The 18,943-nt window shown below is 56.7% G+C and carries 18 protein-coding genes and 1 riboswitch; of the genes, 9 read left to right on the forward strand and 9 right to left on the reverse strand.

Annotated elements, in window-relative coordinates; genetic code table 11:
- Positions 1–206: 206 nt before the first annotated feature.
- Together HZB34_17325 and thiC are read right to left on the reverse strand one after the other, a co-directional pair.
- A complete protein-coding gene (locus tag HZB34_17325; GenBank protein ID MBI5317724.1) occupies positions 207–1,007 on the reverse strand; it encodes a thiazole biosynthesis protein in 801 nt (266 codons plus the stop codon).
- Between the two features lie 260 nt (positions 1,008–1,267).
- The gene (gene thiC, locus HZB34_17330) at positions 1,268–3,181 is read right to left on the reverse strand and encodes a phosphomethylpyrimidine synthase ThiC (protein MBI5317725.1); all 1,914 of its coding nucleotides are present in this window, start codon (positions 3,179–3,181) and stop codon (positions 1,268–1,270) included.
- Between the two features lie 96 nt (positions 3,182–3,277).
- Positions 3,278–3,380: riboswitch (TPP riboswitch) on the reverse strand.
- Between the two features lie 165 nt (positions 3,381–3,545).
- Here thiC and nadA point away from each other — a divergent pair.
- The 3 genes from nadA (at position 3,546) to lspA (ending at position 8,292) form a co-directional block, all read left to right on the forward strand.
- Positions 3,546–4,649 (forward strand): quinolinate synthase NadA, encoded by a 1,104-nt coding sequence (nadA, locus tag HZB34_17335; protein MBI5317726.1) that lies wholly within the window; start codon positions 3,546–3,548, stop codon positions 4,647–4,649.
- A 308-nt stretch (positions 4,650–4,957) separates the two neighbouring features.
- Entirely contained in the window at positions 4,958–7,771 is a 2,814-nt protein-coding gene (ileS, locus tag HZB34_17340; protein ID MBI5317727.1) for an isoleucine--tRNA ligase, read from the forward strand.
- Positions 7,771–8,292 carry a signal peptidase II gene (gene lspA, locus HZB34_17345; protein MBI5317728.1) on the forward strand — a complete coding sequence of 174 codons (522 nt, stop codon included), beginning with the start codon at positions 7,771–7,773 and terminating at the stop codon, positions 8,290–8,292. Before ileS ends, lspA begins: the two co-directional genes overlap by 1 nt.
- Positions 8,293–8,535: 243 nt before the next feature.
- On the opposite strand, the gene HZB34_17350 is transcribed toward lspA, so the two are convergent.
- Together HZB34_17350 and HZB34_17355 are read right to left on the reverse strand one after the other, a co-directional pair.
- Positions 8,536–8,805: a DUF2024 family protein gene (locus tag HZB34_17350; GenBank protein MBI5317729.1), complete on the reverse strand. Its 270-nt coding sequence runs from the start codon at positions 8,803–8,805 to the stop codon at positions 8,536–8,538.
- 14 nt (positions 8,806–8,819) lie between these two features.
- Positions 8,820–9,698, reverse strand: coding sequence for an undecaprenyl-diphosphate phosphatase (locus HZB34_17355; GenBank protein ID MBI5317730.1), 879 nt, complete (start codon positions 9,696–9,698; stop codon positions 8,820–8,822).
- Between the two features lie 460 nt (positions 9,699–10,158).
- Between HZB34_17355 and HZB34_17360 the strand changes: the two genes are divergently transcribed.
- From HZB34_17360 to HZB34_17375, 4 genes are all read left to right on the forward strand, one after another.
- On the forward strand, positions 10,159–10,860 hold the full coding sequence (locus tag HZB34_17360; protein ID MBI5317731.1) for a hypothetical protein: 702 nt from the start codon (positions 10,159–10,161) through the stop codon (positions 10,858–10,860).
- A gap of 307 nt (positions 10,861–11,167) precedes the next feature.
- Positions 11,168–12,445, forward strand: coding sequence for an efflux RND transporter periplasmic adaptor subunit (locus HZB34_17365; GenBank protein MBI5317732.1), 1,278 nt, complete (start codon positions 11,168–11,170; stop codon positions 12,443–12,445).
- 126 nt (positions 12,446–12,571) lie between these two features.
- A complete protein-coding gene (locus HZB34_17370; protein MBI5317733.1) occupies positions 12,572–13,291 on the forward strand; it encodes an ABC transporter ATP-binding protein in 720 nt (239 codons plus the stop codon).
- Positions 13,292–14,527, forward strand: coding sequence for an ABC transporter permease (locus HZB34_17375; protein MBI5317734.1), 1,236 nt, complete (start codon positions 13,292–13,294; stop codon positions 14,525–14,527).
- Positions 14,528–14,584: 57 nt separating this feature from the next.
- Here the strand turns inward: HZB34_17375 and HZB34_17380 are convergent, their stop codons facing one another.
- From HZB34_17380 to HZB34_17400, 5 genes are all read right to left on the reverse strand, one after another.
- Positions 14,585–15,043 (reverse strand): RusA family crossover junction endodeoxyribonuclease, encoded by a 459-nt coding sequence (locus HZB34_17380; protein ID MBI5317735.1) that lies wholly within the window; start codon positions 15,041–15,043, stop codon positions 14,585–14,587.
- Between the two features lie 103 nt (positions 15,044–15,146).
- On the reverse strand, positions 15,147–15,587 hold the full coding sequence (locus HZB34_17385; GenBank protein MBI5317736.1) for a cell division/cell wall cluster transcriptional repressor MraZ: 441 nt from the start codon (positions 15,585–15,587) through the stop codon (positions 15,147–15,149).
- A gap of 16 nt (positions 15,588–15,603) precedes the next feature.
- Positions 15,604–15,801 (reverse strand): helix-turn-helix domain-containing protein, encoded by a 198-nt coding sequence (locus tag HZB34_17390; GenBank protein ID MBI5317737.1) that lies wholly within the window; start codon positions 15,799–15,801, stop codon positions 15,604–15,606.
- A gap of 110 nt (positions 15,802–15,911) precedes the next feature.
- On the reverse strand, positions 15,912–16,256 hold the full coding sequence (locus HZB34_17395) for a zinc ribbon domain-containing protein (protein MBI5317738.1): 345 nt from the start codon (positions 16,254–16,256) through the stop codon (positions 15,912–15,914).
- 3 nt (positions 16,257–16,259) lie between these two features.
- Positions 16,260–17,081, reverse strand: coding sequence for a ComF family protein (locus HZB34_17400; protein ID MBI5317739.1), 822 nt, complete (start codon positions 17,079–17,081; stop codon positions 16,260–16,262).
- 235 nt (positions 17,082–17,316) lie between these two features.
- Here HZB34_17400 and HZB34_17405 point away from each other — a divergent pair, with 235 nt between their 5' ends.
- On the forward strand, positions 17,317–18,015 hold the full coding sequence (locus HZB34_17405) for an ABC transporter ATP-binding protein (protein MBI5317740.1): 699 nt from the start codon (positions 17,317–17,319) through the stop codon (positions 18,013–18,015).
- Complete coding sequence (locus tag HZB34_17410) at positions 18,015–18,941, forward strand: dihydroorotate oxidase (protein MBI5317741.1); 927 nt, start codon at positions 18,015–18,017, stop codon at positions 18,939–18,941. Before HZB34_17405 ends, HZB34_17410 begins: the two co-directional genes overlap by 1 nt.
- Positions 18,942–18,943 lie beyond the last annotated feature (2 nt).

The following is an 18,943-nucleotide window of genomic DNA, read 5'->3' on the forward strand; positions in this document are numbered from 1 at the left end:
TCCAGCGGCGTTCTCGGTCGTGCGAACTCCTCAACGTACCAATCGAGACTCTTGGAGAGTCGGACGCACTGGAGGGGTTTTTCCGTTCGCCAAGATTCAGTGTACGGGCGAACGGCCCCACGAAGTGCGGTCGGTACCTCCTCCGGGTTCGCACTCCCTGCGGCCTTTCTGGAGACATTTTTGAGAAGCCGCAGGGAGTTTGTTTGCTATTCGTTCTTCAACTTCTTCTTAATGAGCTCCGCCCCATAGCGTCCGGAGAGCAGCATTGAGCCGAAGGCTGGGCCCATGCGCGGGGTACCATGCACTGCTGCGACGGCCAATCCAATCACGAAGCAATTGGGGTACACCTCGCCGGTATGATTCATGACATCTTCTTCCGAGCGCGAGACCCACATGGCGCCATTGCCGGGAACGGCGGTGTACAGATTGCGTTTGTGCAACAGATTGACCACAACCGCATCGTGGCCTGTGGCGTCAACGACGATCTTGCTTTCGAGGCCGATCGGGTCGACGTGAATGAGGTCGTGGCCGGCCATTTCTGCAGTCGTGTTGTTCACGACGACCCCTTCAAGGACTCCGTCTCGACGGAGAATAAGATCGACGACGCGCGTGAGGTTCAGTACCTTGGCGCCGCCGTGATAGGCCGCGGCTACGAGGGCGCCGGTGGCATGCGGCGGATCGACCATGTACATCCCGTCACAGTCCTTGATCTTTTTGCACGGTACCCCGATCTCTTCGAGAATCTTGTGAGCGGGGGCACAGATCGTCGCTTTGTTCATGAGATATCCGCCATGCCAGAACCCTCCGCCCAGCGCGAGGCTCTGTTCGACGATAACGGTGCGAAAGCCCATGTCCGCCAGATCATGGGCACAGATCAGGCCGGAAGGCCCTGCCCCTACGATGATGACATCGCTCTCGATGAGCTGATCGAACTCTTTGTAGTATTCGCGCGCGATCTGCCTGGTAATGTCGCGTTCTCTTAATGGAGCTGGTTTGGGCTTGTTCATACCGTATTCTCCGTTCAACGGATACTGAAAACGACCACTTTTCTCACCCGCCCAACCCCGGCGCGCCAAGACTCGCCGTTCCGCGGCTTCGTTCTCGGCTCGTCGAAATCCTCACCGGGGACCCGGCCACCTCACCACTCGGCGGCGCGCACAGACGTGGTGCTCCTTATTCGTCGCACCGTGCGCCCCAGAGGGTACGCCTCCGGTTTCGACTCCCCTCGGGCCTTGTTGGATGACCGTTTTGAGCGTCCTCGCTCGCTCTATTGATAGAGCTCCGATCCTGTTTTTCGGAACTCCTCGGATTTCTCCTTCATGCCGATCTGAATTGCTGTCTGTTCGTCAACCCGTAACTGCGTGGCATAGTCCCGGACGTCCTGCGTGATTTTCATCGAACAGAAATGAGGGCCGCACATCGAACAGAAGTGCGAGACCTTCGCAGCATTGTCCGGCAGGGTTTCATCATGGAAGAGCCTTGCTGTGTCCGGATCGAGCGATAGATTGAACTGGTCTTCCCAGCGAAACTCGAATCGCGCCCTGGACAGAGCATTATCACGAATCTGCGCGCCTGGATGGCCCTTGGCCAGATCTGCCGCGTGGGCAGCGATCTTGTAGGTAATGACGCCGGTCTTCACGTCCTCACGGTCCGGCAGTCCAAGGTGCTCTTTGGGCGTGACATAGCAGAGCATGGCGCAGCCATACCACCCGATCATGGCTGCCCCGATGCCGGAGGTGATATGGTCATAGCCCGGAGCGATATCGGTCGTGAGCGGTCCCAGCGTATAGAAGGGCGCTTCCTGGCAGGCCTTCAGTTGCTTTTCCATGTTGACCTGGATCATGTGCATGGGTACATGGCCCGGCCCTTCGATCATCACTTGGACGTCGTGGCTCCAGGCAATCTTGGTGAGTTCACCCAACGTGTCCAGTTCGGCGAATTGTGCCTCATCATTGGCATCTGCAATGGAGCCGGGGCGTAACCCGTCGCCCAAACTGAACGAGACATCGTAGGCCTTCATGATCTCGCAGATTTCTTCGAAGTGGGTATAGGCGAAGTTTTCTTCGTGGTGAGCCAGGCACCACTTCGCATGGATCGCTCCGCCACGGGACACGATCCCGGTCATGCGTGTGGCGGTCATGGGCACATAGGCGAGGCGCACACCGGCGTGGATGGTGAAGTAGTCCACGCCTTGCTCTGCCTGTTCGATCAGCGTGTCACGAAATAGTTCCCAGGTCAGGTCTTCAGCCTTGCCTCCGACTTTTTCCAGGGCCTGATAGATCGGTACTGTACCGATCGGCACCGGCGAGTTACGGATGATCCATTCGCGAGTTTCGTGGATGTTCTTGCCGGTGGAAAGATCCATGACCGTGTCGGCGCCCCATCGAATGGACCAGATCATCTTTTCAACTTCTTCTTCGATGGAGGAGGCGACTGCGGAGTTGCCGATATTGGAGTTGATCTTCACCAGAAAATTGCGGCCGATGATCATCGGTTCGCTTTCGGGATGGTTGATGTTAGCCGGAATGATGGCTCGGCCACGGGCAACTTCATCGCGGACAAATTCCGGCGTGATCATGGAGGGAATGCTGGCGCCCCACGACTGGCCAGGATGCTGTGTGACCCCGCCGCCGTGTCCGTTTCGCATGGCCAGTTCGCGCGCCACTTCACGGGATTGGTTTTCCCGGATCGCAATGAACTCCATTTCGGGAGTGATGAGGCCTTTTCTGGCGTAGTGGATTTGGGTGACGTTCCTGCCGGGTTTGGCTCGCAGTGGCTTGCGGATGTGTTGAAAGCGAAGCGGATCCAGTTTCGGATCGGCAGCGCGTAGCCGGCCGTACTGTGACGAAATATCTGAGAGTTCGACCACATCGTTCCGACCGATCACCCAGTTCCGGCGGTAGGGTGCCAATCCGGCCTGTGGATCGATCTTGCCGGCCGGGTCTGTATAGGGGCCTGAGGTATCGTACACCGTGATCGGTTCGTTTGCGGCGGGTGTACCTCCATTCATCGACTTGGTAGCGGTCAAACTGATCTCTCTCATTGGGACCCGCACACCAGCCTGTGTCCCCTGCACGTACACTTTGCGCGAAGCGGGGAAGGGTGTGGTGGTCAAGCGTGATCCGGTAGACCCATGTCCGTTCCCAGCCGCAGATCCATTGCCGATCATATGGTCGCTCATGGGGAGATCCTTTCTCCAGAACGTGAACTGTGCTCGAAATCGACAATAAAAAAGCCGCACCTGAGGCTTAGGGGGTGCGGCAGAGAGAGCAACGGCACTCGGTTGTTCTCGCTTCCCTACGCTGGTATTACCCAGGTCAGGTTCTGAGGGTCATCCGTTCGGGCGGACTCTCAGCCATGTGGCTCCCCTAGCTTCGACGGTGGATCGTATCGCCCGCCCATCTCGTTGTCAACGGGGTATTGGACCTATCGTAGGTGAACCGACCGAACTATCGAGGGGTAGGACTTCCTTTCAGGGCCGCTTCATTGATTGTCGGGGTACCCTAACGTAGAATGATGCCAGACGCCATTTTCCTGAGGAACGAATGCCGATAGTCTCGACACTTCCCAAACCGATCACGGACTACCAGCGATTGTCTGCGGAGGAACTGTTCCGCCGGACGGCTGAAGCGAAACGCCTGTTGGGTGAGAGGGTTATGATCCTCGGTCATAACTATCAACGGGATGAAGTCATCGAACATGCCGATTTTCGCGGGGACTCTCTCCTCCTCTCAAAGCTGGCAGCCGAGCGATCAGAGCGGCCCTACATCGTTTTTTGCGGCGTGCATTTCATGGCCGAGACGGCAGATATCCTGAGCCGCTCCAAACAAACGGTCATCCTTCCGGACATGGCCGCAGGCTGTTCTATGGCAGACATGGCGGCCATCGAGCAGGTCGATCACTGCTGGGAAACCCTGGGACGGATTCTCCCGGTGGAAGAGACGGTCATGCCGGCGGTCTACGTCAACTCTGCCGCGGTACTGAAAGCTTTTTGCGGCGAACACGGAGGGATTACCTGTACCTCATCCAACGCCAAGGCGGTGATTGACTGGTCTTGGGCAAGGAGGGAGAAGATCCTCTTTTTCCCGGACGAGCATCTGGGCCGCAATACGGCGAACAAGATGGGTCTGGCTAAAGAAGAGATGATTGTCTGGGACCCCTTTCAACTCAATGGGGGCAATACGCGCGGAGCGATCCAGCGGGCCAAGTTGATTCTCTGGAAAGGTCACTGCAGTGTTCACCAGATGTTCCAGCCGGTCCACGTGGACAACTTCCGGAAGCAATATCCGGAGGGGAAAGTCATCGTTCATCCTGAATGTCATGAAGATGTCGTCAACAAGGCGGACCTTTCCGGTTCGACGGAGTTCATCATCAAGACTGTGACGGCAGCTCCAGTCGGTACGGCCTGGGCGGTTGGGACAGAACTCAATCTCGTCAACCGTCTCAAGCGTGACCTGACCGATAAGAAAGTCTTTTTCCTGTCGTCTACTGTCTGCCAGTGCGCGACGATGTTCCGGATTGATGGAGCCCATCTCTGTTGGGCGATGGAGAACCTTGTCGACGGCCATGTCGTGAACCACATCGTCGTTCCGGACGATGAGAAACATTGGGCCAGGGTTGCGCTGGACCGCATGATGTCCGTCAGTTAGCAGGATCGTGAAAAACGGCTTAATTCCACCCGCCCAGCCCCGGCGCGCCGTGACGCGCCCTTTCCCGGGCATCGTTCTCGTGTCGCTCCCATGCTCAACGTACCGCTCGGGATAGAGCTGTTCTGACTGCTCGGGGCGGGCGGGTGTGAAGGGTACGCCTCGCATATTCGCTCGCTGCGGCCTTGCTGGAAGACGTTTTTGACGATCCTGCATCAAGGCTAAGGGCTGGTGCCTCGCCTGTCATTCCGGTATATTCCTACCCTTGATCCAATCACATTCTAAGATTTCCGTGAGAGACCAGACAGGTCATGGATTATAAGGCTACGCTCAATCTTCCCAAGACCGATTTCCCCATGAAGGCGAACCTTCCGCAACGGGAGCCTGAGCTCCTGGCCTTGTGGGAGCGTGAAGGCTTGTACGAACAGATTCAGGCAGCGGGGAAAGGCAAACCTCGGTACATCTTGCACGATGGACCGCCTTATGCGAATGGCCGCATCCATATCGGCCACGCGTTGAACAAGATCCTCAAGGACATCATCATCAAGTCGAAGACGATGGCGGGCTACCAGGTGCCTTATGTGCCAGGGTGGGACTGCCACGGCCTTCCGATCGAACATCAAGTCCTCAAAGAACTCGGCGACAAGAAGAAGACGCTCGATACTCCGGCCATCCGCCACCTCTGTCGGGAGTATGCGGAGAAGTACGTCAAGATTCAGCGGGAAGAATTCAAGCGGCTCGGTATCTTGGGCGATTGGCAGAACCCCTATCTCACGATGAATCCCGGTTATGAGGCGACGATCATCCGTGAATTCGGGAAATTCGTGGAGCGGGGAGGCGTCTATAAGGGGCTGAAGCCCGTGCTCTGGTGCACGGCAGATCAAACAGCTCTTGCTGAGGCGGAGGTGGAATACGACGATCACACCTCTCCTTCAATCTATGTGAAGTTTCCGTTGGTCACGTCGCCCACGGTGCTCAGCAAGACCTTCCCTGGCATTTCGTTCCCTGCCGGCATCAAGTCGGTCTCCGTCGTGATTTGGACGACGACGCCTTGGACTCTCCCGGCCAATCAAGCGGTCTGCCTCCATGGCGAGATCAATTATGCATTCGTCCAGGTCGGTGACGAAGTATTGATCGTTGCGGAGAAGCTTCTGGAGAGCGTAACGAAGGTCTGCAAGCTCGATGGGGCTCGCCTGTTCGGAGTGAAAAAGGGAAAAGAGGGGTTTGAGGGGATGGAGACGCAACGACCCCTGACCACCGGTTTATCGCCTATTCTGCTTGGGGATTTTGTGACCCTCGACCAGGGTACCGGCTGTGTCCACATTGCCCCTGGTCACGGCATGGAAGACTACATCCTCGTTCTTGAGCACAATGCCAAGGCTACGCCAGGGGAACGGTTGGAAATTCTGGCGCCGGTCGACAACGCCGGGCGGTTTACTGACGTGGTGAAAGAGTTTGCCGGCCAGCACGTGTTGAAGGCAAACCCAAAGATTGTGGAGTTTCTACAGGCCAACGGGCGATTGTTGGGCCAAGGGTCGTTGAACCACTCCTATCCGCACTGCTGGCGCTGCAAGAATCCTGTCATCTTCCGTGCGACAGAACAGTGGTTCGTGTCGATGGAGACGAATGAGCTTCGGAAAGAAGCTCTGGCAGAGATCGATCGAGTCCGCTGGATTCCGGCCTACGGTCGGGATCGAATCAATGGGATGATCCAGAACCGCCCAGATTGGTGTCTGTCGCGTCAGCGTGTGTGGGGCGTACCGATTCCCGGTTTCACCTGCGTCGGGTGCCGGTCTGTGCTGGTTGATACGACCGTGATCGAACACCTTGCGACGATGCTCGAGTCTAGAGGCGCCGATATGTGGTTTGAGCAGTCGACTGCCGACCTGTTGCCCGGAGGCACGACCTGTTCGACGTGCGGCGGAACGGTATTCGAGAAAGAGCGAGACATTCTCGACGTGTGGTTCGAGTCGGGCGTCAGCTACGCTGCTGTCTTGAAAGAACGGAAATGGTGGCCGGCCGATCTCTACCTAGAAGGATCGGATCAACATCGGGGCTGGTTCCACAGCGCCTTGTTGGCCGGTGTCGTCACGGATCATCGCGCGCCATACGAGGCGGTCCTGACTCACGGTTTTGTTCTCGACGGGCAGGGGAAGAAGATGTCCAAGTCGGCCGGGAATGTCGTCGCGCCGCAGGATGTGATCAAACAATCGGGTGCAGAAATTCTGCGTTTGTGGGTCTCGGCGCAGGATTATCGCGATGACCTCAGGATTTCTCCTGAAATCCTGACCCATATGATCGAGGCCTATCGAAAGATTCGGAACACCGCTCGTTTTCTGTTGAGCAATCTATACGACTTTGATCCTGAAAAAGACCGAATCCCGCACGAGCAGCTGCCTGAGTTGGATCGTTGGGCTCTGCATCGGCTCAGCGAGCTGATCCTTCGGGTTCGGAAGTCCTATGAGGATTTTGAATTCCACACGATTTTCCACGCCCTCAACAACTTCTGTTCAGTAGATCTGAGCGCGGTCTACCTCGATATCCTGAAGGATCGTCTCTACACGTTCCGAGCAGATTCACCCTTGCGTCGAGGATCGCAGACGGTACTCTTCGAGATCGTCGTTGCCATGACGAAGCTGGTGGCGCCGGTGCTGAGCTTTACGGCCGAGGAGATCTGGCGGACGTTGGTGACGCAGGTGGGCGGACGTCTCGGAGTGAGCAGCGTTCATCTGAGCGAATTTCCTGAGGTCCAACCCCGATGGCAGGATACCGCGCTGGCTCAGCGATGGGAACGGTTATTGGCCTATCGTACCCAGGTGCAAGGTGTGTTGGAGGGAAGCCGGCGTGATAAGACTATTGGATCTTCGTTGGAGGCGACGGTGCGTCTTCAAGCCGATGCCGACACCTACGAGTTCCTTGATCCCTACCGGAAGGACCTGACCACGCTCTTTATCGTCTCGCAGGTCGCACTGGTCGCCAGCAGTGAGGGGAAAGTCCCTCTGGTGATTACGGCGACAGGGTCTTCATTCGGAAAATGCGAGCGCTGTTGGAACTATCGTGAGGCGGTGGGGAAAAGCACGACCTTTCCGACCCTCTGCGATCGTTGCATTGAGGCGGTGCAGTGATGAGCGGTCCCGTTCGCTATCTGCTCTTGGCGCTGCTCAGTGGGGTGATCGTCGCGATCGATCAGGCAACGAAGCTGTCCATCATGCAGTCGATGCGACTGAACGAATCCATTCCGATTATCCCCAATCTCTTCAGCCTGACCTATATCCGCAACCCCGGTGCGGCATTTGGGTTGCTGGCCGGCAGCAGCGATGCCTTTCGCATGGTGTTCTTTGGGATCACGTCGCTTTTTGCTCTGGCCCTACTGGGAACGATCCTCTTCCGGCTCCCGCAGAAAGATTGGAAGGGGCAGCTCAGTATTGCCGGGATCCTTGGAGGGGCGATCGGGAACCTGATCGATCGGTTACGATATGGCGAGGTGATCGATTTTCTCGATGTCTATGTGGATACATACCATTGGCCGGCCTTCAACGTTGCCGATTCTGCAATCAGCGTGGGGGTGGTCTTCTTGATCATCCACTTTGCCTTTGAGAAGAAGGATGTGCCGCTCGCCACCCATGAATCTCCCCCAGCTTCCTAGCAGGATGCTGAAAAAGGAAGGAACGGGTAGCCTGGTCGTCCTCCTGCTCGCGGAACGCGCACGCTCAGAAGGTGCTCGTTCGACGCGCGCAATCGAGGAGCGACCAGGCCACCCTTTAGAGATAGTGTGAAAAACCGCTGCGGCCTTGCCTGCGGAACGGCGCGTCTTGGCGCGCCGGGGTTGGGTGGTGTGAAGTCTGGCCTTTTTGAGCATCCTGCGGCTGGCCCGTTCTGCCACAGCCAGCTATGTCGAGAGGGTGATGATAAACCCGCCCTGCTCACGGAATTGCCGTTGCTGTTCGGAGGAAAACATCACAAGCGGTTCGGTGTGGCAGAACTGACATTCCTTGACCGTCACCGGTACGTTGGCTTCCCCAATACTCGCCAAGTGTTTTTTGGCGAGTGTCAGTGCCGTCGCCTCATCTGTCGTCATCACGTCGAAATGCAACAGTCCCTTTGTCCCTCTGACCCAGGTGTCGAAGACATGTACCGTATCGGATTGAGATTGAGCCATCGTGAGAAATCCTCCTAAAAGCCAAAGATGTAGAAGACGGCGATGCCCATCAGGATTCGGTAATAGGCAAAGGGCCTGAGCGTATGCTTTTTCACAAACGAGAGAAAGGCTGCGATCACGATCCACGCGACGACAAACGACACGACCATTCCGATCCCGAGTGCGAGGTAGTCGTCTTGTTGAAACACGTCCCTCGATTTCCACATCTGATAGCACGTCGCCGTGATCAGAGTCGGGAGTGCGAGGAAAAAAGAGTACTCTGTTGCGACTTTCCGGTCAAGCCCTACGAAGAGCCCTCCGATGATCGTAGAACCGGACCGGGACATACCGGGGAGTAGTGAGGCACACTGGGCTACGCCGATCCAGAATGCCGACGCCAGGCTTACCTGTTCGAGTTGATGGATTCGCGCATGGTCTCGACGTGCTTCGACGGCGAGAATAATCAACCCACCGACGATTGAGGAGACGGCCACGGTTTGGGGTGTAAAGAGATGGCTTTTGATCCAGCCGTGTGTGAGGAACCCGACCGCGGCTGCCGGTAAAAATGCGACTCCGAGACCGATGAGAAACCAAAAGTTCCGATGAGTCGCCCAGGAGGTCCGTAGGATGGTCAACCAGGGGGTCGTTCCACGTGTTCGGATCATGGTAGAGACGTTCTGCTGCTCTCGGGCAGCGAGTCCGATCATGGACAGGAGCTTGTGTCTTTCATAGGCGATGACGGCCAGGATGGCGCCAAGTTGGATCGAAATGTCAGCGCTGGCCGCGAGGTCGCCTTCGAACCCCAGGAAGTGGCCGACGAGGATTAAGTGGCCGGTGGACGAGACTGGTAGGAATTCTGTCAGCCCTTCCACGATTCCCAAGATCGTGGCGAGACCAGGACCCCATTCGTTCATACAAAGTCTTTCTGAGAGCAGTTCTGTTTAGCTTGCACTTCTTATGAACACTTCTGCGGCAATCCCGGGTGGTTGATTTAAGCGAGACGAGCGGGGCTGGCGGGAAAAGCGCGACTGGCAGGACAGGACTCACACGTCACGCGAGTCTCGCTCTTCGCGCTTGTCGCGCGCCGCGCCTTCGCCACGAACCGTCGTGAATCATGCGGGCTGGACGGCGAGTCTTAAGTATATTCACAAAGTGGGGACAGTCCGTCAAGCGGACAGATGATTCGCCGCACCCCCGCACGACGATCGGTGATCGCGGAGGACCTCCAAATCTATTGACAAAAGGCCAGGCATGGCATACACCCAACGTTATACGTATGGGCATCGTATCGCCATTTCGTACCGATTACCCTGTCGGTCAAGAGCGGTGGCCTACGTGTGAGCAGATACCATGTTCCGGGGAGGGGAGGTTCGCATGAAGTCAGGATGGATGATGGTGGTGGTGATCGGTGCGGTTTCGTTAGTCGGCTGTGTCAGTCAAAAGAAGTATGAAGAGGCAATGGTCGATGTCGATTCGGCGAAGTTTGAGTTGGAGCGGACACGCGCGCAAAAGAATGCTCTGGAACAGCAAGTCAAGACGCTCAAGGATCTCAATGTGAAATTCGTGAACGAAGCCCAGGTTTCTCATGACGAGCTGGAGCGCATTCAGCATGGCCGTGACAAGGAACGTGGCACGGTCGAGGGACGAACCAAGGAACTCGAAGACCGTGTGAAACAGCTCTCATTCCAGAACCGGGCTCTGCGTCAGGAATACGAGGATGTGAAGCGGCACAACGAGACGCTCAAGGCTCTGGTTGCTCGTTATCAGAAAGAGCTGAAAGATCAGTCGCGCTCCGTTTCAGGATCTCCGGCGCCGTCCGTGTCGTCTGTGAATCCCGCTCCTGCAGGAGAGTCTGCTTCCTCAGTGCCGAATACTTCTCAGCCCATGTCTTCTTCCATGAACATCAACAAGGCGTCCGCAGCTGATATGGTGCTGGTACTCGGTCTTTCCAAAGACGTGGCGGACCGTATTGTGACGAATCGTCCCTATCGACTGAAGGGCGAACTGGTGGCGAAGAATGTGGTACCCAAGGATGTCTTTGACGGGATCAAGGAGCGGATCAGCGTCAGTCCCTAATCGGACCATAGCCCGGCAAGCCTGACAGGCCGTCCGCCATTCGGCGGACGGCCTGTTCGTTTTTCTGGCAGGATGCTGAAAAAGTCCGCCAGCGGCGTTCTCGCATCGCTCAGACCCTCAACGTACCCCAGAGGGTACGCCTCGGCCCTTCTTGTCCCTGAGGTGCTGCAATTGAAGCTCTGCTGTGCCGAGAAGGTTTTTCCGCAGTATGGGAGGGGCGTAGGGAGGCTGTGTCAATCAGGTGATTCCCTGCAGTCTTGTTGATACAATACACAGTTGGTCGGTGAGGGAATGAGGGAGCGAGTCGATGCGCCGTGCTGCCTTGATTATCGGGGTTCTGGCTGTTGGATTAGCGATCGGAGGCTACGTCGTTTTCAATGGAGAACGGAAAGCTCCGGTTCGATATCGGAGCGCCCCGGTCGAACGAGGCCCGGTCATTTCGCTTGTGACTGCGACTGGTACGATCAATCCTGTCGTCTCAGTGCAGGTTGGGACGCAGGTCTCCGGCATGATCAAGAGCCTGCACGCAGATTTCAATTCCGTGGTGAAGGCCGGCGACATCGTTGCCGTGATCGATCCCGAACCGTTCAGAGCCAAGCGGGATCAAGCGGCCAGCAATCTTGAAATGTCGAAGGCGAATGTCGCAAGAGTCAAGACCGACCTGGCTCAACGGAAGCGCGAGCTCGATCGGGTGAAATCGCTGGTGGCGCAGCAGTTCGTCTCTCAGAACGACGTCGACGTGGCCGCGACGAACTTCCAGGCCGCTGAAGCGCAAATGAATGTGGCGGGAGCGCAAGTCAAGCAAGCCGAGGCAGTGCTGAATGCCGCAGAGTTGGACTTGAAGTATACCGTTATTCGCTCGCCGGTGAACGGAATCGTGGTTGCCAGAAACGTGGAGGTCGGTCAAACGATCGCAGCCAGCTTTGCCACACCGAACCTCTTTTTGATCGCGCTCGATCTGACCAAGATGCAAGTCGATACCAATGTGAGTGAGTCGGACATTGGAGGAATCACCGAAGGGAAAGAGGCGACCTTCACGGTTGACGCGTATCCAGGGCATCAATTTGCCGGCATGATCCGTCAGGTGCGCCTTGCGCCGATCAACGTGCAAAATGTGGTGACCTATAACGTGGTGGTCAGCGTCGACAATGAGGATCTTCGCCTGAAGCCGGGGATGACGGCGAATGTCTCCATCGTAGTGGCTCAACGAGACGACGTGCTCAAAGTGCCGAATGCCGCATTGCGATTCACTCCTCCGTCAGCGGGCCAGGGAGATCGTTCTATGCCTAGCGGTAAGCCAGCCAAAGAGAAGGGGGGAGAGCAGACAGCGGCAGCTGGCAGAGGGGTCGTGGCGCCAAGTCGTACAGTGTGGAAACAAGGATTGTCCGGGGAACTCGAGCCCATCCGTGTTCAAACTGGAATTTCCGATGGATTGGCAACAGAAATTGTGTCGCAGGAGTTGTCGGAAGGTACCCCGGTCGTCGTAGGTCTTGACCGACCAAAAGGCGAGCGGAGTGGAAGCGATCTGCCTCCAGGCTTCGGGAGTGGCGGACAACGGGGCTCCTCGCGCAATCGAGGGATGTAATATGCGTGAAGCGTATCTCGTGAATCGTCGCTCGCTAGAAGAATTCCTGCTTCCCGTCACATCCATCGTCATAAACCTTCTTTCCTTCTCAAACGCTTCACGCTTCACGCTTCACGAGAGACGATGATGCCCACGCTCATCCAATGCGAAGATGTGTGGAAGATCTATCGGGTCGGCGACGTGGAAGTCCAAGCTTTGCGCGGCCTGAGTGTCACGATTGAGCAGGGTGAGTTCGTCGCCATCATGGGGTCTTCCGGTTCAGGAAAATCCACCTTGATGAATATTCTGGGTTGCCTTGACCAACCGACAAGGGGACACTATCGGTTGAACGGGATTGAGGTGGGCAACCTGAAGCCTGATCAGCTGGCCGGGATCCGTAATCAGCAGATCGGGTTCGTTTTTCAGAGCTTCAATCTCATTCCCAGAACCAGCGCACTCGAAAATGCGCAGCTCCCCCTGTTCTATCGGGGGCTCACGCTCACAGAGCAACGGGCGCAGGCCGCAGCGGCGCTCGGGCGAGTGGGGCTGCAGGGCAGAGAACACCATTATCCAACCCAATTATCCGGAGGGCAGCAACAACGTGTGGCGATCGCGAGGGCACTCGTCACGTCGCCCTCGTTGCTACTCGCCGATGAGCCGACCGGCAACCTCGATACCCAGTCGAGCCAGGAAATCATGAAGATCCTGGAAACACTGAACCGCGACGAAGGGATTACGATTATTCTGGTGACCCACGAGATGGATGTCGCGGCCTATGCCGCCCGCGAGATTGTGATCAAAGACGGACAAGTGTTAAGCGACCGCGTGACCAAACCGCGGCCAGCGTCCAGTACGGTTGGGGTCTAAATGTCGGCGTTTGTGTGGCTCACGATTCTCACCGCGTTGCGGATCCTGGCTCGCAATAGAATGCGTGCTGGCCTCACGATGCTCGGGATCGTCATCGGCGTGGGCGCCGTCATTGCGATGGTGAGTATCGGCGAGGGCGCCAAGCGTGCTGTGCAAGCACAGATCGCGACAATGGGTACGAACGTCATCGTGATTTTCCCCGGGGTAAGCTCCGCAAGCGGGGTACGGGGAGCACAGGGGAGCGGGGTGACCCTTACCGTGTCCGACGCGTTGGACCTGAAAAAACGCATTCCCTTGCTGGCTGATACAGCCTGGGCCAAGCGTGATGTGATGCAAATCGTATATGGAAACCGAAACTGGAACGGGACGATTAACGGCATCTCGCCCAGTTACCTTACCATTCGAGACTGGTCCTATACGAGTGGTGGTCCCTTCACCCAGGCGGATTTGGAGAGTGCTGCTCGAGTGGCACTCATCGGTCAAACAGTCGTGGAGAATTTGTTTGAGCCAGGCGAAGAACCGGTGGGGGCGGTGATTCGGATCAAAAATGTGCCGTTCCGTGTCATTGGAGTTCTTGCGCCGAAAGGCCAGTCGGCACAAGGGGCCGATCAGGACGATGTGGTGTTCATTCCCTTCAGCACAGCGGAACGCAAGGTGTTCGGGACGTCGTTTATTGGGTCCGTCGGGGCGATGTTTGGCTCGACAGATCAGGTTGATGACTTGCCGATGGCCGCCGAGCAAATTCGAGAAGTGTTACGGGCACGGCACCGGCTTCAGGCCGATCAGAGCGACGACTTCACGATCCGGACGCAGGTTGATATCGGGAAGGTGCAGGAGGGCGCGAGCGAAACCTTGACGATGATGTTATTTGCGGTTGCCTCCGTGTCCCTGTTAGTTGGCGGGATCGGGATCATGAATATCTTGCTTGTCTCTGTGACAGAACGGACGAGAGAGATCGGAGTCCGCATGGCGGTGGGAGCTAAACGCCGGCATATCATGATGCAGTTCTTGATCGAGGCCGTAACCTTGAGCCTGGTGGGAGGCGCGCTGGGCATCGTACTCGGCATTGCCGGGACCAAGTTGACGACACTGATAGCCGGTTGGCCGACCATCATTTCCGGTAACGTCATCGGGATCGCGTTTTTTTTCTCACTCGCAGTCGGCCTGTTCTTCGGGCTGTATCCTGCCAGCAAGGCCTCTCGGCTGAATCCTATCGAAGCTCTCCGGTATGAATAGGTGAGGGTTTCCCCCTGGGCTCCGCATTTTTGATCGAACTGCTGTACAGCGTGGGGGCTAGGACCTGGATGTCGGTGTGAGATGCACTTCGATGCGGGGGTTGTCTTTGTCAATGTACTTGTAGAGGTGGATTTCAACGATGCGGTTATCGTTGATGCCGAGTCCCTCACAGAGAGCATCCTGTGCGATCTTGAGTCCGCCGTCGACGTCCCGTCGTAGGGCCGAGGTGAAAAAGAACTGGATGGACAGGGCGAGCCACTCCGATTGGAGTCGCGCAAGTAGGTGAGCCCGGTTAGCAGACTGAGCCAGCTTCAACCACACGAGTTGCCCCACCTGAACCTTATAGGCGCGACCAGCCGAAGAGATCAATCGCCGGCCGTTCACCGTCGCATATTGATGGTTCACGCTGGGAGGCACCGGGAGCGTCAAGGCTACCGCGTGGTTCCCGATCGGTGTGTGTAAAGATGGGGACGCAGGCATGCGGGAACTCGGCGTCGTTCTGAGGGGGAGACGCATTACCGCAACTCTTTTATCAGGGCTTCGGTAGGAGGCCAGCCGAACAGCTCGAGGAGAAGAAGGAAATCGGGGGGGACGCCGGAACGTAGGCATGCGTGTAAGTTTAGAGGAGATTGAGGATCTTCGACATGTTCTGCTCATACCGCTCTTCAGATTGGGAGATATAGCGTCGCCACGTGCTCGGATTCCAGATCTCCATGCGATGATATAAGCCAACCAGAATGATTTCCTGGTCTTCGTCTAACGGAATAACTTTTCTGAGTCGACTTGGAATGAGGATGCGACCGGCCTTATCGAGTTCCGATGTCCCGGCTTCTGATACAACGAAGTGCATGAAGAGCCGACTCTGGTCCTCGTCGAGGGTGGTTTTCGTCCGTTCGAGGACTTTTTCCCATTCTTTCATCGAGTAGATGAGCGTCGATTCTTCCGGCCCTTTCAGGAAGACGACAGCCTGTCCCTCCGACTCGACCTGTTCCCGGATCGGCGAGGGGACAATAAATCGTCCTTTCTCATCTACTTTGCAGAGGTATTCCCCGGCGAACATCAATGGAGCCTTTCCTTTACGACGCCAGCGTGGTTCTGGTGCGACCGCGAATCCACTGTTCGAGATCCGAGCGTACGAAGCGCCATTCTTTTCCTAGCTTGAAAGCGGGAATCTGGCGACTCCTGAGGTAACGATAGAGCGTACGCTGGGTAATCTTGAGATAGAGGCAGGTCTCCTCCGCCGTCATCAGCTCGCTCTTGGGCTCTCTGGCCATTGAAGAACCTGACTTGATAGGGGTCCATACGCCTCACGAGGCTTCGGATACAGTCGCCAGGGTAGGGAAATTGCCACGATCTGTCAAGTGAAAATATATGACAATTCAAGTCATTGCCTGTCAGTGCCATCCGATTCCATGCCACCGGCTTCGCCGGATTCCATCGCCTCTAAGACGTCGTCACCAAGATCTTCCCCCATCTCCTCACCCATATTTTTCATGAATCTGGCCATGCTCTTCGGGTCATTTTCATCGAGCCCCGCCAGATGACCGGGATCTGCCAGGGCCTCCAGGCGAGCCTCTTCGGATTTCGGCGAGGCAAATCGTGACAGGATTCGCTCCACCCGAGCACTCGTGCAATGGGAGCAGGCTGCCGGCGCCTGATGAGCCAGACTCATTACGAGGAGTGTGCTCCGTTTCTTACAGTCGAGACAGCGATATTCGTACAGAGGCATCGATCATATTCCTATGGTTGTCAGTGGCGGTGCCGCTTGCTCAGCAAGGTGGCGGTCCGGCACCAGATCCGTATCAACGGTTCTGGCCAGCGTCAGGGCAAAGACTGGTCCGCTGCCGGCTTTTCGTAGGGCCTTCGCACATTCGTTCAGCGTCGTACCGGTGGTGAACACATCGTCTACGAGGAGGACACGTTTCTCAGCGATGTCTCGTGGCCTTCGGACGGCAAAGGCTTTCTTCAGATTTTGCAACCGCGCCTGCCTCGTTAACGTGGTTTGGGGCTCGGTGGCAGCGGTTCTGACGAGGTTTGTGGCTGAAACCTGGAGGGCCAAATACCGGCCGAGCTGATCGGCCAACAGCAGAGACTGGTTGAATTCCCTGGCGCGTAAGCGGATGGGGTGCAAGGGCACAGGAAGGATCACGTCGACTTCGAGTCCGCTTGGCAGAGCGCTGATCATGAGGCGCGCGAGTGGCTGTGCCAGCGTATGTTTACCTCGGTATTTAAACGAGCAGATCGCTTCCCGTAGTGGCGGAAGGTAAGGGAACAGGGTCCAGGCCCTTTGAAAATCCGGTGGCTGTTCCTGACAGTGCTGGCATTGATGGTTTGGCGTATAGTTTGTGGCAGCCTGCGAGACGAATGGCTGATCGCAGCTTGCACAAGCTGACTGCTCGAACGGGTGGATGGTGCACCAGCATGCGGCACAGAAGAAGGGCACAGGGTCCGTGCTGAGTGACCGGCCACAGGCGATGCATTCCACCGGCAACACAAATCTGATGGCTTGGCGGAACCATCCGGTGAGTCGAACCTGTGTGGTATCACGCAACATCGTAGAGGGGCTCGCTAATCAATGTGAGTGTGTTTCTTCTAAGAGAAAGTACCGTGCCTGTCAAGGTTGTCCGTGTATAAATGGTTGTGATATACGTGACGCGCGAGACATGCGCGACGAGAAGGAAAGGCGGGACGGGCTCGAACGGACGGTTTGTCTTGTTTACACCAGATGAACCAGATCAACCCGTCCCGCCCGTCTATTTTTGAGTTGGAGTATGGAGACGCAGATTGCGATGGTGAGATTCGACCAGGTATCGAAAATGTATGAGCGGGGTGGCGAGACCATCACTGGACTTGATCGGGTCACAATCGAAGTGGCGAAGGGAGACTTCTGTGCCTTTATCGGGCCCAGTGGATGCGGGAAAAGCACGTTGCTCAATCTGGTTGCCGGACTGGATAGACCAACCTCGGGGGCTATCTTCCTTGGAGGGCGGTCGACCAGTCAATTTACGAGTGACGACTGGACGAGGATCAGGCGAGAGACAGTCGGGATTATTTTTCAAGCCTTCCATCTGATTCCCGGGTTGACGGCGGCGGAAAATGTCGCCTTTCCCCTATTACTGCGCGGGGAGCGAGGTGCCTCGGTTCAAGCCCGCGTCGAGGATGTGCTCGAGCTGGTTTCGATGAAGGCGCGACGACACCATCGCCCCAGCGAGCTTTCTGGCGGAGAACAGCAGCGTGTGGCAATTGCGCGAGCGATTGTGCATCAGCCACAGATCCTTCTCGCAGACGAGCCGACCGGCAATTTGGATTCTCAGCATGGAGCCGAGATCATTGTCCTCCTCCGGTCGCTCGTCGAGCGCTTTCACCAAACTATCTTATTGGTCACTCACAGCATTGCAGCCGCAGAGGCTGCCGATTATGTCTGGTCCATGAAGGACGGGCAGCTCGTGTCGAGAACGCAGCATGACGCTGTCACGGTCGTGGCGTGATGGATCTTTCGACCACCATTGCCGGCGTGCGATTCCCTAGTTGCTTCATGAATGCGTCGGGGGCCCTCTGTGTCACGCGTGAAGAACTGCTGGCTCTCGGTCGATCTCGTGCCGGGGCTATCGTCACCAAATCGATGACGCTGGAGCCTCGCGACGGCAATCCGACACCCCGGTACTATGGATTTCCAGGCGGGTCCATCAATTCCATGGGCTTGCCGAATCTCGGGTACAGGGTGTATGCCTCGCTCATTCCTGAATTGAAAACGCTCGGCAAGCCGGTCATTGCCAGTGTGGCAGGTCTCTGTGAAGACGATTTTCCGACAATTGCCGCCACAATCAACGCGGCGAAGCCTGACTTGATCGAGGTCAATCTCTCTTGTCCCAACATCCCCGGCAAACCGCAGATTGGATATGATACAGAAGCATCCGAACGTCTGTTGAAACGGGTCCGCAAGGTCATTACGGTACCGATGGGGGTCAAGCTGCCTCCCTACTTCGATCCGGCCCATCACGCAGCGATGGGAGCCGTGATCAGCCGTTGCGGGGTCGATTTTCTCAACCTGATTAACTCGGTCGGCAACGGGCTCGTCGTCGATCCGGAGCATGAGGTAGTCGTCATCAAGCCGAAGGGTGGGTTCGGCGGCTTGGGTGGCATGATCATCAAGCCGGTGGCGCTGGCCAATGTGCGGGCTTTTTGGAAGATTTTCGAAGGACGCATGCCGATTATCGGGACCGGGGGAGTCGTCAGCGGCGTGGATGCATTTGAACATCTGCTCTGTGGTGCGACGGCCGTGCAGATCGGAACAGTTTTGGTCGAGGAAGGGGTCAACGTATTCGGTCGGCTGGAAACGGAGCTGGCGGGACAGCTCAGCAAGAAAGGCTATACGAAGTTGGAGGATTGCCGGGGAAGACTAAAAGAACTGTAGGT

It is taken from the genome of Nitrospirota bacterium (genome assembly GCA_016219645.1).
In the GTDB taxonomy this organism is placed as follows: domain Bacteria; phylum Nitrospirota; class Nitrospiria; order Nitrospirales; family Nitrospiraceae; genus Palsa-1315.

What these genes read in the sequence shown, in the direction of transcription:
- HZB34_17325 (MBI5317724.1), bottom strand. Translation starts at nt 1,007, where the DNA reads ATGAACAAGCCCAAACCAGCTCCATTAAGAGAACGCGACATTACCAGG.
- thiC (MBI5317725.1), bottom strand. Translation starts at nt 3,181, where the DNA reads ATGAGCGACCATATGATCGGCAATGGATCTGCGGCTGGGAACGGACAT.
- nadA (MBI5317726.1), top strand. Translation starts at nt 3,546, where the DNA reads ATGCCGATAGTCTCGACACTTCCCAAACCGATCACGGACTACCAGCGA.
- ileS (MBI5317727.1), top strand. Translation starts at nt 4,958, where the DNA reads ATGGATTATAAGGCTACGCTCAATCTTCCCAAGACCGATTTCCCCATG.
- lspA (MBI5317728.1), top strand. Translation starts at nt 7,771, where the DNA reads ATGAGCGGTCCCGTTCGCTATCTGCTCTTGGCGCTGCTCAGTGGGGTG.
- HZB34_17350 (MBI5317729.1), bottom strand. Translation starts at nt 8,805, where the DNA reads ATGGCTCAATCTCAATCCGATACGGTACATGTCTTCGACACCTGGGTC.
- HZB34_17355 (MBI5317730.1), bottom strand. Translation starts at nt 9,698, where the DNA reads ATGAACGAATGGGGTCCTGGTCTCGCCACGATCTTGGGAATCGTGGAA.
- HZB34_17360 (MBI5317731.1), top strand. Translation starts at nt 10,159, where the DNA reads ATGAAGTCAGGATGGATGATGGTGGTGGTGATCGGTGCGGTTTCGTTA.
- HZB34_17365 (MBI5317732.1), top strand. Translation starts at nt 11,168, where the DNA reads ATGCGCCGTGCTGCCTTGATTATCGGGGTTCTGGCTGTTGGATTAGCG.
- HZB34_17370 (MBI5317733.1), top strand. Translation starts at nt 12,572, where the DNA reads ATGCCCACGCTCATCCAATGCGAAGATGTGTGGAAGATCTATCGGGTC.
- HZB34_17375 (MBI5317734.1), top strand. Translation starts at nt 13,292, where the DNA reads ATGTCGGCGTTTGTGTGGCTCACGATTCTCACCGCGTTGCGGATCCTG.
- HZB34_17380 (MBI5317735.1), bottom strand. Translation starts at nt 15,043, where the DNA reads ATGCGTCTCCCCCTCAGAACGACGCCGAGTTCCCGCATGCCTGCGTCC.
- HZB34_17385 (MBI5317736.1), bottom strand. Translation starts at nt 15,587, where the DNA reads ATGTTCGCCGGGGAATACCTCTGCAAAGTAGATGAGAAAGGACGATTT.
- HZB34_17390 (MBI5317737.1), bottom strand. Translation starts at nt 15,801, where the DNA reads ATGGCCAGAGAGCCCAAGAGCGAGCTGATGACGGCGGAGGAGACCTGC.
- HZB34_17395 (MBI5317738.1), bottom strand. Translation starts at nt 16,256, where the DNA reads ATGCCTCTGTACGAATATCGCTGTCTCGACTGTAAGAAACGGAGCACA.
- HZB34_17400 (MBI5317739.1), bottom strand. Translation starts at nt 17,081, where the DNA reads ATGTTGCGTGATACCACACAGGTTCGACTCACCGGATGGTTCCGCCAA.
- HZB34_17405 (MBI5317740.1), top strand. Translation starts at nt 17,317, where the DNA reads ATGGTGAGATTCGACCAGGTATCGAAAATGTATGAGCGGGGTGGCGAG.
- HZB34_17410 (MBI5317741.1), top strand. Translation starts at nt 18,015, where the DNA reads ATGGATCTTTCGACCACCATTGCCGGCGTGCGATTCCCTAGTTGCTTC.